Here is a 13,018-nt window from a genome sequence, read left to right as displayed (position 1 = left end):
CCCCCCCCCCCCCCCCCCCCCCCCCCCCCCCCCCCCCCCCCCCCCCCCCCCCCCCCCCCCCCCCCCCCCCCCCCCCCCCCCCCCCCCCCCCGGGCGGTTACGTGCCCTGGGGCAGGCCGCCCACAACGCCGAGGCGCCGGCCGTTTGAACCGCGGTGTGACCTGAGCCGGAAGGCGCGCCCCGCCGGGCGCGCCTTCCGCGCAATCCGACACCGGTACTCCCATGCTGTAGGGCGCAGGAAGTCCGACCGCCGACCAGAGGGAGCAGCCAGTGACGTCGTCCCCGCCCGAGGAGGGCGCCGGCGCGGAGCGCACGGCCGCCGAGGCCGCCGCCCCGGACCCCGAGCGGCCCGCCCGCCCGCTGGAGATCGCCGTCTTCACCGGCCCCGAATCGGCCTTCTTCGCCACCTCCACCCTGATCCTCGGCGAGCGGACCGCGATCCTGGTCGACGCCCAGCTCACCCGCAGCGCCGGCCGCGAACTCGCCGAATGGGTCGCCGGCAAGGGCCGCCGACTGCTCGCCATCGTCGTCACCCACCACCACCCCGACCACTACTTCGGCGCCGAGGAGGTGCTGAGGCTCTTCCCCGACGCCCGGCTGCTGGCCGCGCCCGCCGTGGTCGACGGCATCCGGCGCACCGCCGCCGCCAAGGTCGCCCAGTGGAAGCCGGTCTACGGCGACGACATCCCGGACCACCCGCTGATCCCCGCCCCGCTGCTGCCGCAGCCGCTCATGCTCGACCGCCAGGTCATCCCCGTGCTGCTGCTCGGCCAGGCCGACTGCGGCGACTCGACGGTCGTCCACGTGCCGAGCATCCGGACGGTGATCGCCGGGGACTTCGCCTACAACGGCACCCACGTCTGGACCGCCGACACCACCCCGGCCCAGCGCACCACCTGGGGCCACAACCTCGGCCGGATCGCCGACCTCGGCGTGGACCGGGTCATCGCCGGCCACCGCGCCCCCGACCAGGGCGACGACGCCGCCCGGGTGCTCGCCTTCACCGGCGAGTACCTCCAGGACTTCGACCGGCTGCTGGCCGAGCACCCGCACGACCCGGAGGCACTGGTCACCGCGATGAACGAGCGGTACGGGGAGCTGACGCTGCCGGCCATCCTGGAACTGGGTGCCGCCGCCAACACCGCCCGGGCGGCGCGAGGGGGCGAGATCGTCGAGGCGGAGATCGTCGAGGACGACATCATCGAGGCGGAGATCGTCGAGGACGAGCTCGTCGAGGAGCCCGAGGAGTCCACGGAGCCCGAGGGGCCCGGGAAGTCCCCGGAGCGCGGGACGGGCGGAGCCGAGTAGGGCGGATACTGGCCGCATGACGCCCTACGACGTGATCGTCCCGGCCGGCGGGGGCGCCCGTCGCCTCGGCGGGGCCGACAAACCCGGGCTGACCGTGGGCGAGACCACCCTGCTCGACCGGGTGCTCGCGGCCTGCGCGGGCGCCCGCACCACCGTCGTGGTCGGCCCCGGCCGGCCGACCGCGCGCACCGGCGTCCGCTGGACCAGGGAGCAGCCGCCGGGCGGTGGGCCGGTCGCCGCCGTCGCCGCCGGACTCGACCTGGTCACCGCGCCGACCGTGCTGCTGCTCGCCGCCGACCTGCCGTTCCTGGACCGGCGGACCGTCGACCGGCTGGTCACCGCCCTCGCCGAGGCAGGCCCGGCCGTCGACGCCGCCGTCCTGGTCGACGCCGGCGGGCGCGACCAGCCGCTCGCCGCCGCCTACCGCACCGCCCCGCTGCGCACCGCGCTGGCCGCCCTCGGCGATCCGGCCGGTCTCCCGCTGCGCCGCCTCACCGGCGGTCTCGCCCGGCAGTTGGTGGCCGACACCGACAACGTCGCCTACGACTGCGACACCTGGGAGGACCTCGAACAGGCCCGGGAGCGCGACCGGTCGTAGGGGCGCCCTCCGGGTCCGTGTTCACGGCCCGCGCGGGTGTCCGTGCGGGAAACGACGCGCGCCGCACACGGGGCGAACACTCCGGGGAAACCGCCGATCAGGCAGCATGGGCGCATGGAGCGCACGCTGGAGGACTGGATCGCCGAGGTCAGGGCCGACCTGGGCATCGACCTGGACGTCGACGTCCGGGGACTGCTCGACCTCGCCCGGGTGGTCGCGCACGGGGTGGCCCGCCCGGCCGCGCCGCTGACCGCCTTTCTGATCGGCTACGCGGCCGCCCAGCAGGGCGGCGGGCCGGAGGCCGTGGCCGAGGCCGCCCGGCGGACCGCCGCGCTCGCCGAGCGCTGGAGCGCCGACGCCGGGCCGGGCGAGCCGTGAGCGCCGTCGGCCAGACCACCGTGGCCGCCCCGCCGACCGGCCCCGGCGTGCTGAGCTGGGCGCAGGCCCGCGAGGCCGCCCGCCGGGCCGGGCTGCGTCCGCTGCCGGCGGTCGGGCTGCCGCTCGCCGAGGCACTCGGCCGCACCCTCGCCGAGCCGCTCACCGCGCTGACCGACCTGCCCGCCTTCGACACCTCCGCGATGGACGGCTGGGCGGTCGCCGGGCCGGGCCCCTGGCGGGTCGCCGGGCGGGTGCTGGCCGGCCGGGCCGCGTCCGCGCCGCTGGCCGACGGCGCCGCCGTCGAGATCGCCACCGGCGCCCAACTGCCGCCCGGCGCCACCGCCGTCCTGCGCCGTGAGCACGGCCGCACGGACGGCACGCTGCTGCACGACTGCGGCCACCAATCGCTGACCACCGGTCAGGACGTCCGCCCGCGCGGCCAGGAGTGCCGCCGCGGCGAGGCGTTGCTGCCCGGTGGCGCCCTGGTCGGCCCGGCCGTGCTCGGCCTGGCCGCCGCCTGCGGTCACGACCGGCTCGCCGTGCGCCGTCGCCCGGTGGTCGAACTGCTCGTCCTCGGCGATGAGTTGCTCGCCTCGGGCGTCCCAGGTCCGGGCCTGGTCCGGGACGCGCTCGGGCCGCTGCTGCCGCCCTGGCTGCGGGCGGCCGGTGCCGAGGTGGCCGAAGTGCGGTCCGTCCGGGACGACTTCGGGCTGCTCCGGGACGCGCTGCGGCACTCCACCGCCGACATCGTGGTCACCACCGGCGGAACGGCGGCCGGCCCGGTCGACTTCCTGCACCGGGCCCTCGCCGAGGCCGGGGCCCGGCTGCTGGTGGACGGCGTGGCCGTCCGCCCCGGACACCCGATGCTGCTGGCCGAACTCCCGTCGGCCGCATGCCCGTCAGCCGGCCCCGCCCGGAGCGGGCTTCCGGGCGGGGACCCAGCCGGGCTTCCGGGTGGGCTTCCGGGCGGGCTTCCGGGCGGGCGGCACCTGGTGGGCCTGCCCGGCAACCCGCTGGCCGCCGTCGCCGGGACGGTCACCCTCGCCCTGCCGCTGCTGCACGCCCGCAGCGGGCGGTCCGCCGTCACCCCGGCCCTCGCACCCACCGCCGTCGGCCTGCCCGGGCACCCGGTGGACACCCGGCTGCTGCCCGTCCGGCACACCGCCGACGGCGTCGTCCCGCTCGCCTTCGACGGGCCCGCGATGCTGCGCGGCCTCGCCCGGGCCGAGGCGCTGGCCGTGGTCCCGCCCGGCGGCGCGGCGGCCGGCGAACCCGTCGAACTGCTGGAGGCGCCGTGAACGGGCCCACCGGGGCGTGCGCGCCCCACGACAGCGGGGAGGTGGCCGCATGAGCAGGATGCGGGGTGCGCCCGCCCCGGGGACCGAGCCGTGGTCGGACGCCGGGATCGTGCTGCCCGCCCGGCGGAGCGCGCCGGCCCTCCGGCAGGTCGGCTCCCGGCTGCTGCTGGCGCTCGCCGTCCTGGTCGCCACGACGCTGATCGTCTACGTCGACCGGGACGGTTACAACGACAACGCGGGCGACGGGGTCAGCTTCCTGGACGCGGCGTACTACGCCACCGTGACGCTGTCCACCACCGGGTACGGCGACATCACCCCGTACAGCGACGGCGCCCGGCTCACCAACATCTTCGTGATCACCCCGCTGCGCGTGGTGTTCCTGATCATCCTGGTCGGGACCACGCTGGAGGTGCTCACCGAACGAACCCGCCAGCAGTGGCGGTTGAACCGCTGGAGGTCCACCGTGCGCGAGCACACCGTCGTCATCGGGTACGGCACCAAGGGCCGCAGCGCCGTCGACACCCTGCTCGGGCAGGGCGTGAAGAAGGACGAGATCGTCGTCGTCGACCCGCAGCGCAAGGTGATCGACCAGGCCGCCCGGCACGGGCTGGTCGGCGTGGTCGGCGACGCCACCCGCACCGACACGCTGCTGCGGGCCGAGGTGCCCACCGCCGCCCGGGTCGTGGTCGCGCCGGAACGGGACGACACCGCCGTCCTGGTCACGCTGACGGCGCGCCAGCTGAACAAGGGCGCCACCGTGGTCGCGGCCGTCCGGGAGGACGAGAACGCCCCGCTGCTGCGGCAGAGCGGCGCCGACGTCGTCGTCACCAGCTCCAGTTCGGCCGGGCGGCTGCTCGGCCTGTCGATGCTCAGCCCGCACGCCGGCGCGGTGATGGAGGACCTGCTCACCTACGGCAACGGCCTGGACGTGGTCGAGCGCCCCGTCACCCGGGCCGAGGCCGGGCACAGCCCGCGCGCGTGCGAGGACCTGGTGGTCGCGGTGGTCCGCGGCCGGCGGGTGCTCAACTACACCGAGCCCGAGGCCGCCGTGCTCCAGCTCACCGACCGGGTGATCGTGATCAAGTCGACCGGCTGACGCAGGCCTTGCCCGCTCCTCGCCATGACGCGCAGTAGGTTCGGGGCATGCATGCGATGACGATTCCCGTACCCGGTGGTCCCGAGGCACTCGTGTGGGCGGAGGTGCCCGACCCGGTGCCCGGCGAGGGCGAGGTCCTGGTCGAGGTGGCGGCCACCGCCGTCAACCGCGCCGACCTGCTCCAGCGGCAGGGCAACTACAACCCGCCGCCCGGCGCCTCGCCCTACCCCGGGCTGGAGTGCGCCGGGCGGATCGTCGCCCTCGGCCCGGGCGTGTCCGGCTGGGCGGTCGGCGACGAGGTGTGCGCGCTGCTGTCCGGCGGCGGGTACGCGCAGCTCGTCGCGGTGCCGACCGGGCAGCTGCTGCCGCTGCCCAAGGGCCTGGGCTTCGAGGAGGCCGCCGCGCTGCCCGAGGTCGCCTGCACGGTGTGGTCCAACGTGTTCCTCACCGCCCACCTGCGGCCCGGCGAGACGGTGCTGCTGCACGGCGGCGCGAGCGGCATCGGGACCATGGCGATCCAGCTGGCCAAGGCGGTGGGCGCGCGGGTCGCGGTGACCGCGGGCAGCGCCGGGAAGCTGGCCCGGTGCGTCGAACTCGGTGCCGACATCGCGATCGACTACCGCGAGCAGGACTTCGTCGAGGTGCTCAAGGAGGCCACCGGCGGGGCCGGGGTGGACGTGATCCTGGACATCATGGGCGCCAAGTACCTGCAGCGGAACGTGGACGCGCTGGCCGTCAACGGGCGGCTGGTGATCATCGGGCTGCAGGGCGGCGTGAAGGGCGAGCTCGACCTCAACGCGCTGCTGCGCAAGCGCGCCGCGGTGATCGCCACCAATCTGCGCGGGCGCCCGTTGGCGGAGAAGGCGGCGATCGTGGCGGCGGTGCGCGAGCACGTGTGGCCGCTGGTGGAGTCCGGGGTGGTGAAGCCGGTGATCGACCGGGTGCTGCCGCTGACCGACGCCGGCGACGGGCACCGGGTGCTGGAGGCGGGGGAGCAGGTCGGCAAGGTCGTGCTGCGGGCCTGATCCTGGTCCGAGGGCCTGCGGCCCGAGGCGGGACGTCCGAAATGCCCTGATCGTCGGATTGTGTGAGGCTGGTTCGGAGCTGTCCCGCCGCCGACCCCGCCGCGCGCGGTCGGCCGTCGGAAGGACCTCCGACCGTGGCCGCACCAACGCACCTCCTCGGGCCGCTGCCCGCCGCGCCGCACCACCGTCGTACCCGCCGTACCCGCCGTACCGGCCCGGGCCGGGCCCAGCGACTGATCGCGGCGGCCGTGCTCGGGCTCACGCTCCCGCTGGCCGCCGCTTCGGCGGCCGCCGCCGTCGGGCCGGCGGCGGCGTCGCCGTCCCCGTTCACCGCTGAGCCCGCCGCCGTGGGCAGGCCGGAGCCAGCGGCCGTTCCGGCGGTCGGGCCGCCGCGGCACCCGCGCCCCGGCCGGGGCGACGGGGTCTACCGGCGCTGGGCGGTGTGGGCGCCCGAGCGCGCCGACAGCGCCCCGGAGCGGGCGCCGGAGCGGGCTCCCGAGCAGAACCCCGAGCAGAACCCTGCGCAGGTTCCCGAGCAGAACCCCGACCAGGTTCCTGACCGGAGCACCGGGCAGGCCGGTGCGGGGGACCAGCCCGAGGCCGACCAGGGCACCCCGGACGCGGCGGCTCCCGGCGCCGACGCCGCACCGGACGCCGCCACCGCGGCCGCCCAAGCCGTCGCCGCCGCCGTCCCCGCCGTCCTGCCCGCCCGCTGGCGGGACGCCTCGACCGTCCAGTTCCCGCTGGGCGCGGGGCTGGGGTTGATCGGCTGCGGCCTGGGGTTGATCGGGTTGCGGCTGCGCCGGGGGTGAGCCGCGGGGTGGGGGCGGCGGCGGGGTAGGTTCCGTGAGGGGTGTGTGCACGCCCCAGGGAGCCGGGGCGTGCCGGGAGCTGAGTATCCGTACGGATTCCGGGGCGGCGCCCGGGGGCGTACCGTCGTCAGCGGTGGCTCAGGACGGCGGTTGTACGGGGGCTTCCGCCCGACCAACCCCAGTGAGAGAGAATGTTGTTCATGACGAATCCGATGAACGAGCGCTCGTTTCAGCAGCCATTCCAGGCCGCGGGCGGGCAGTCGCAGGACGGCCAGAAGGTGCTGATCGTCGGACCGGACGGGCTGCCCGTGGGCCAGGGGTTCGCCGGCTCGGCGGGGGACGAGGACGAGGGCGACCTGCCGCGGGAGCTCCCGGTGACCGAGATGGTCGAGCAGCCCGCGAAGGTCATGCGCATCGGCAGCATGATCAAGCAGCTGCTGGAGGAGGTCCGGGCGGCGCCCCTCGACGAGGCCAGCCGGGCCCGGCTGAAGGACATCCACGCCAGCTCGATCAAGGAGCTGGAGCTCGGTCTGGCCCCCGAGCTGGTCGCCGAGCTGGAACGGCTGTCGCTGCCCTTCACCGAGGACAGCATTCCGACCGAGGCGGAGCTGCGGATCGCCCAGGCCCAGCTGGTCGGCTGGCTGGAGGGCCTGTTCCACGGGATCCAGACCGCGCTGTTCGCCCAGCAGATGGCGGCGCGGGCCCAGCTGGAGCAGATGCGGCGGGCGCTGCCGCCCGGTCTGCACGGCGGCGAGCCGGACGAGGACGAGCCGGGCCAGGGCCGCGGCATCCGCTCCGGCCCGTACCTGTAACGGGCCGCCGACACCGGACGTACCACGACGGTCCGCCCCGGGCCGGGGCGCCGCCGGAGGGCGCCCCGGCGGTCCGGGGGCAGGACCGGCCCTGGACCGATCACCGTCGGCGTCAGCCGGTACCCTGACCCCTGTCGCAGGCCGGTCGCACCGCCGCGGCAGGGGTCCGCCAGGCCCGCGGGCCCGGCCCACCACGCACGGACGAGACCGAACGTCACGGTCGCGGCGCCACGGCCGCGCCGAGGGGGAGCAGAGGACCATGAGCGAGCACGGCAACGCGGCGGTCGGGGGCTCCTCCCTGGGCAACGGCCGCTATGTGCTGCAGCGGCTGCTGGGCGAGGGCGGCATGGCCTCGGTGCACCTCGCGTACGACAGCGTGCTGGACCGGCAGGTCGCGCTGAAGAGCATGCACAACGAGCTGGGCCGGGACGCCTCGTTCAAGGAGCGGTTCCGCCGCGAGGCGCAGGCGGTGGCCCGGCTGGAGCACCCGAACATCGTCACGGTGTACGACAGCGGCGAGGACGTCGCGCCGGACGGCTCCAGCACCCCGTACATCGTCATGCAGCTGGTCGACGGCAAGGGCCTGCGCGAGGCGATCAACGAGGCGGTCGCCCAGTACGGCGCGATGCCGACCGAGGAGGCCCTGCGGGTCGTCGTCGGCGTGCTGAACGCGCTGGAGGCCTCGCACGACATGTCCCTGGTGCACCGCGACATCAAGCCCGGCAACGTCATGTTCGATCGCAAGGGCAACGTCAAGGTCATGGACTTCGGCATCGCCCGGGCGCTGGAACCGGGCGCCACGTCGATGACGCAGACCGGCATGGTGGTCGGCACCCCGCAGTACCTGTCGCCCGAGCAGGCGCTCGGCAAGCCGGTGGACGCCCGCTCCGACCTCTACTCGGTCGGCGTGATGCTCTTCGAGATGCTCACCGGGCAGCTGGTCTTCGACGGCGACTCGGCGTTCTCGATCGCCTACAAGCACGTCCAGGAGGAGCCGCCGGCGCCGTCCACCCTCAACCGGTCGGTCACCCCGGCGGTGGACGCCTTCGTCGCCCAGGCGCTGCGCAAGGACCCGGCGCACCGGTTCCAGAGCGCGGCGGCGATGCGGGACGAGGCGGAGCGGCTGATCGCGGCCGCGAAGGGCGGCGGCAGTGGGCACCCGTTGCAGGCCAGTACGCCGCTGGTGATCAACGAGGGCCCGCGCTCGGTGCACGCGGCGCCGCAGACCCCGCAGACCCCGCACCCCCAGTACCTCCAGCAGTCTCCGCAGCAGCCTCCGCCGCCGCAGCAGCCGCAGTACCGGACCCCGCCGCCGGCCTTCCAGCCGCCGCGTCCACAGGGGCCGCAGACCCCGCACCCCCAGTACCTCCAGCAGCCTCCGCCGCCGCAGCAGCCGCAGTACCGGACCCCGCCGCCGGCCTTCCAGCCGCCGCGTCCACAAGGGCCGCACACGCCGCACCCCCAGTACCTCCAGCAGGCCCCGCCGCAGCGGGCGCACACCCCGCCGCCGCAGCCGATGCCGCCGTACCAGCAGCCGAAGGCGCCCAGCGGCGGCGGCTGCTCGACGGCCGCGGTCGTCATCGTGATCATCGTCGGCGTGCTCGTGCTGGCCGGCATCATCATCGCGATCGTGGTCAACAAGGCGCAGGACACCAAGTCGAAGACCAAGACCGGGCACACCACCGGTGAGCGGCCCGCAGTGGTGCTGGTGGTTGACCTTCCGGTCGACCGGAATGGCCTGCTCTGACGCTTTCCGGCCGGTTCGGGCGTGCCACGGGCCCGCGCCGGAGGCGGTAGCGTTCGGGGATACGAAGCGACAGGGCACCGCGATCCGAGCGAACGCCCGGGGCGAGGAGCGATGGCACAGACGCAGCAGCCGGATGACGGAACGGGTGCCGGAGCTGACGGCCGGACCGGCGGGACGCCGAGGATGCCCGGACCCGGCAGCGACGCCGCGACCAGCGCGTTTCCCCCGGTCGGGCCCGGCGGCCCGCAGACCCCCGGCCGCGGTACGGCCGCGCCGCTGGGCACGGTCGGCGACGGCCGCTACCGGCTGACCTACCGGCTCGGCCGCGGCGGCATGGCCGAGGTGTTCGCGGCCGAGGACGTACGGCTGGGACGGACGGTCGCGGTCAAGCTGCTCCGCGGCGAGCTGGCCCAGGACGACATCGCCCGGCTGCGGTTCACCCGCGAGGCACACGCCGTCGCGGGGCTCAACCACCACTCGATCGTCGCGGTCTACGACACCGGCGAGGAGTACGCCGGGGACGAGTCCACGCCGTACATCGTGATGGAGCTGGTCGAGGGCCGGACCGTCCGCGAGCTGCTGGTGGACGAGGACGCGCCGCCGGTCGACCAGGCGCTGATCATCATCGCCGGGGTGCTGGAGGCGCTGGCGTACAGCCACCGCAACGGCATCGTCCACCGGGACATCAAGCCCGCCAACGTGATCATCACGACCGCGGGCGCCGTCAAGGTGATGGACTTCGGTATCGCCCGGGCGCTGACCGGCACGGCCAGCACCATGACCCAGACCGGCATGGTCATGGGCACCCCGCAGTACCTCTCGCCCGAGCAGGCCCTCGGCAAGCCCGTCGACCACCGCTCCGACCTGTACGCGGCCGGCTGCATGCTGTACGAACTGCTGGCGCTGCGCCCGCCGTTCACCGGCGACACCCCGCTCTCGGTGGTCTACCAGCACGTCCAGGACATGCCGGTGCCGCCCTCGCAGGCCAACGGCCGGGTGCCGGTCGGGCTGGACCAGCTGGTGCTGCGCTCGCTGGCCAAGAACCCGGACGACCGCTTCCAGGACGCCGACGAGTTCCGCGCGCACGTCCAGCACGCGCTGCGCGAGATGCACGGCGCGGGCGGCGCGGGCTGGGCCGGCACCACGGCCGGGCTGGCCGCCGCGGGGCAGGGGAACACCGACGCCACCCAGGTGATCCGGCCCGACCAGACCGCGGCCACCGCGGCCTTCGGCGCGATCGGCCCCGGCGACCAGACCTCGGTGCTGCCCTACCAGGGGATGGGGGGCCCGGGCGGCCCGCACACCCCGTCGACGCCCTACCCGGGGGCCGGCGGCCCCTACGGCGGCGGTGGCGGCGACGACGACGGCGGCTCCGGCCGCCGGCGCGGGCCGTGGGCCTGGGTGGCCGGCGCCGCGGCCGTGCTGCTCGCGGCCGGGGTCGGCATGGCGTTCGCGTTCAGCGGCAACGAACCCGGGAACTCGCACACCGTGCCGCCGACGCCGCTCCCGGCGGTCAGCACGACCGAGCCCAGCACGCCGCCCCAGAGCGGCTCGCAGAGCCCGCCCGCGTCCAACACCGGCAGCCGGCGCCCGACGCAGCCGACCGAGAACGGCAGCAACGGCGGCGGCTACAACAACGGCGGCAGCGGCGGCAACAACAACGGCAACAACAACGGCAACAACAACATGTCGCCGTCGCCGGGTTCGGGCAAGCACTCGACGCCCGCGTCGCCCAGCCAGACCCCCAGCCACACGCAGCCGCCCACCACGGCGCCCGGCACGCCCAGCACGGCGCCGACCACCCCGAGCACGGGAAGCGGCGGCAGCACGGGGGCGGCCACGCAGCCGCCGGCGACCAAGTCGAACCCGCCGGCGACCCAGCCGCCCGCGACCCAGCCGCCGGCGACGCCCTGATCGGGCCGCGCTGACACCGGTCAGTTGGCGAAGGCGTCCAGGACCTGTTCGTACTCCTGGCACCACCACGTCAACTGGCCGGCCGAGGCGGGGTAGAGCGGGTCGGCCCGGTGGTCGGCCCGCTGGTAGCGCCACTGGAGCATCCAGAAGTCGTTCAGCCGCTCCCACCAGACCCGGTGGACGGCGGCGGCCAGGTGTTCGGCGGTGGCGGCTCCGGTGGCCCGGTAGGACTGCGAGTAGTGGCGGACCCGCACCAGGTCGAGGGTGCCGGACGCCCGGTCGTTGAAGAGCAGCGTGGCGGCGCGGACGGCCTCCTCGGCGCGCGGCTGTGGGCCGAGCTTGTCCCAGTCCAGGACGGCCGCGACCGGGCCGCCGTCGGGGCCGTCGCCGTACAGCAGGTTGAGTCCGTGGAAGTCGCCGTGGGTCCAGCCGGTGGGCGGGGCGGTCTGCGGGGCGGGGCGGCGGTGGGCGTGTTCGGCGAGCAGTTCCAGCCTTTCGGTGAGCCTCCGTTCGACCAGCGCGTCCAGGTCGCCGTACGGGCGGTGGGCGCGGGCGTGGCGCCGCAGGTCGCGGGCGAGGTCGGCGCTGTCGAGGGGGTCGGCGGTGCGGTAGCCGGGGGGCTGTTCGAAGGGGGCGCATACGTCGTCGAGCGCGCCGTGCAGTCGGCCGAGCAGCGCGCCGAGCGCGTCGCACTGCGGCGGGGAGAGGTCGGTACCGTGCCGGTGTCGGCCATCCACCCAGGGGAACAGCGCGAACAGCCGGCCGCCGTAGCCGGCCACCGTGCCGGCTCGTTCGGCGCAGGTCAGCGGGGGTGCGACGGGCAGTCCGAGGGCCTGGAGCCCGGCCATCGCCCGGTGGTGGGCGACGATCTTCGGGCGGCTGGCGGTGGCGGCGTCGACGTAGCACTTCAGGAAGTACGCGCCGGTCTCGGTGGTGACCCGGTACCCGCGGTTCAGCAGGCCTTCGGCGACCGGTTCGGCGGTCAGCAGTCCCCCCACCCGATAGCGGCCCAGGACCTCGGCGAGTGCGGCGCGCGGGACGGGCGGACTGAGGGTCCCTATCGGCGGCGCGGAGAGGTCGGGGCGGGCCGGGGAACAGGAGAGGGTCTGGCTGAAAGTCACAGCCAGAGGTTAGGGCCCCCGTGCGGGGGCCCTTGACAAGTCGTCAGTTCTGTGATCGCTGTTCTGATCAGTGCTGCTGGTCCGCCTGGTGCCGCGCCACGAAGGCCGCCGCCTGGGTGCGTCGCTCCATTCCCATCTTGGCGAGCAGACTGGAGACGTAGTTCTTCACCGTCTTCTCGGCCAGGTGCAACTCGTTGCCGATCTGACGGTTGGTCATCCCCTCGCCGATCAGATCGAGGATCCGGCGCTCCTGCTTGGTGAGTTGCGCCAGCCGCTCGTCCTCCTTCTCGCCGCCGTCGCGCAGCCGGGCCAGGACCCGGCTGGTGGCGACCTGGTCGAGCAGCGACTTGCCGGCCGCGACGTCCCGGACGGCGGTGATCAGGTCGGTGCCGCGGATCGCCTTCAGGACGTAGCCGGACGCGCCCGCCATGATCGAGTCGAACAGCGCCTCGTCGTCCGAGAACGAGGTCAGCATCAGGCACTTGATCTCCGGCAGCCGGGACCGGATCTCCCGGCAGACCTCGACCCCGTTGCCGTCCGGCAGCCGGACGTCGAGCACCGCGACGTCGGGGTGGACCGCCGGGATCCGGGTGAGCGCCTCGGCGGCGGTGCCGGCCTCGCCGACCACCTCGATGTCGTCCTCGACCGAGAGCAGGTCGTGCACGCCCCGCCGGACAACCTCGTGATCGTCGAGCAGGAAAACCCTGATTTGTCCGTTATCAGTCACGTCCAAAGCCTCCCATATCACCGTACGGAAGACCTATCGTCCCTGGTGCCGCAGTCAGGCGGTCCGGCCGGGGCGGTCCAAAACCGATACCGAGAACCCCCTTACGTACGGGCTCGCGCCCGGATAACGTGCGCTGGTGTCCTGAAGGCGCCCGAATTGAGAGCTGCGTCACGCGGTCCGTC

General features: G+C 75.0%; 10 protein-coding genes and 2 pseudogenes. 10 read left to right on the top strand and 2 right to left on the bottom strand.

The window, feature by feature from the left end:
* The first annotated feature begins 270 nt into the window (after positions 1-270).
* The 10 genes and pseudogenes from AC07BF_RS33510 to AC07BF_RS33465 all read left to right on the top strand — a co-directional run bounded on the left by AC07BF_RS33510 (position 271) and on the right by AC07BF_RS33465 (position 10,988).
* The gene (locus tag AC07BF_RS33510; protein ID WP_363579851.1) at positions 271-1,308 is read left to right on the top strand and encodes an MBL fold metallo-hydrolase; all 1,038 of its coding nucleotides are present in this window, start codon (positions 271-273) and stop codon (positions 1,306-1,308) included.
* 16 nt (positions 1,309-1,324) lie between these two features.
* Positions 1,325-1,894 (top strand): annotated as a pseudogene (gene mobA / locus AC07BF_RS33505) (molybdenum cofactor guanylyltransferase); the annotation flags it as partial.
* A gap of 108 nt (positions 1,895-2,002) precedes the next feature.
* Positions 2,003-2,284: pseudogene (locus tag AC07BF_RS33500) on the top strand (DUF6457 domain-containing protein); the annotation flags it as partial.
* Positions 2,281-3,582 carry a molybdopterin molybdotransferase MoeA gene (locus AC07BF_RS33495; protein WP_363579850.1) on the top strand — a complete coding sequence of 434 codons (1,302 nt, stop codon included), beginning with the start codon at positions 2,281-2,283 and terminating at the stop codon, positions 3,580-3,582. The pseudogene AC07BF_RS33500 and the gene AC07BF_RS33495, both read left to right, overlap by 4 nt.
* Before the next feature lie 49 nt (positions 3,583-3,631).
* Positions 3,632-4,678, top strand: a complete 1,047-nt coding sequence (locus AC07BF_RS33490; RefSeq protein ID WP_363579849.1) for a potassium channel family protein — start codon at positions 3,632-3,634, stop codon at positions 4,676-4,678.
* Between the two features lie 47 nt (positions 4,679-4,725).
* Positions 4,726-5,703 carry an NAD(P)H-quinone oxidoreductase gene (locus AC07BF_RS33485; protein ID WP_363579848.1) on the top strand — a complete coding sequence of 326 codons (978 nt, stop codon included), beginning with the start codon at positions 4,726-4,728 and terminating at the stop codon, positions 5,701-5,703.
* 134 nt (positions 5,704-5,837) lie between these two features.
* Positions 5,838-6,515, top strand: a complete 678-nt coding sequence (locus AC07BF_RS33480) for a hypothetical protein (protein ID WP_363579847.1) — start codon at positions 5,838-5,840, stop codon at positions 6,513-6,515.
* Between the two features lie 200 nt (positions 6,516-6,715).
* The gene (locus AC07BF_RS33475) at positions 6,716-7,327 is read left to right on the top strand and encodes a bacterial proteasome activator family protein (RefSeq protein WP_350876669.1); all 612 of its coding nucleotides are present in this window, start codon (positions 6,716-6,718) and stop codon (positions 7,325-7,327) included.
* A gap of 259 nt (positions 7,328-7,586) precedes the next feature.
* On the top strand, positions 7,587-9,074 hold the full coding sequence (locus AC07BF_RS33470) for a protein kinase domain-containing protein (protein ID WP_363579846.1): 1,488 nt from the start codon (positions 7,587-7,589) through the stop codon (positions 9,072-9,074).
* Between the two features lie 183 nt (positions 9,075-9,257).
* Entirely contained in the window at positions 9,258-10,988 is a 1,731-nt protein-coding gene (locus AC07BF_RS33465) for a protein kinase domain-containing protein (RefSeq protein ID WP_363579845.1), read from the top strand.
* 20 nt (positions 10,989-11,008) lie between these two features.
* Here AC07BF_RS33465 and AC07BF_RS33460 read toward each other — a convergent pair whose 3' ends face one another.
* Together AC07BF_RS33460 and AC07BF_RS33455 are read right to left on the bottom strand one after the other, a co-directional pair.
* Complete coding sequence (locus AC07BF_RS33460) at positions 11,009-12,109, bottom strand: phosphotransferase (RefSeq protein WP_363579844.1); 1,101 nt, start codon at positions 12,107-12,109, stop codon at positions 11,009-11,011.
* 67 nt (positions 12,110-12,176) lie between these two features.
* Complete coding sequence (locus AC07BF_RS33455) at positions 12,177-12,836, bottom strand: response regulator transcription factor (protein ID WP_350876661.1); 660 nt, start codon at positions 12,834-12,836, stop codon at positions 12,177-12,179.
* Between the last annotated feature and the right edge of the window lie 182 nt (positions 12,837-13,018).

This window comes from Kitasatospora sp. NPDC043950 (assembly GCF_056435345.1).
Note: the sequence above shows the minus strand (reverse complement) of the source record. Positions and strands in the feature narration are given on the sequence as shown.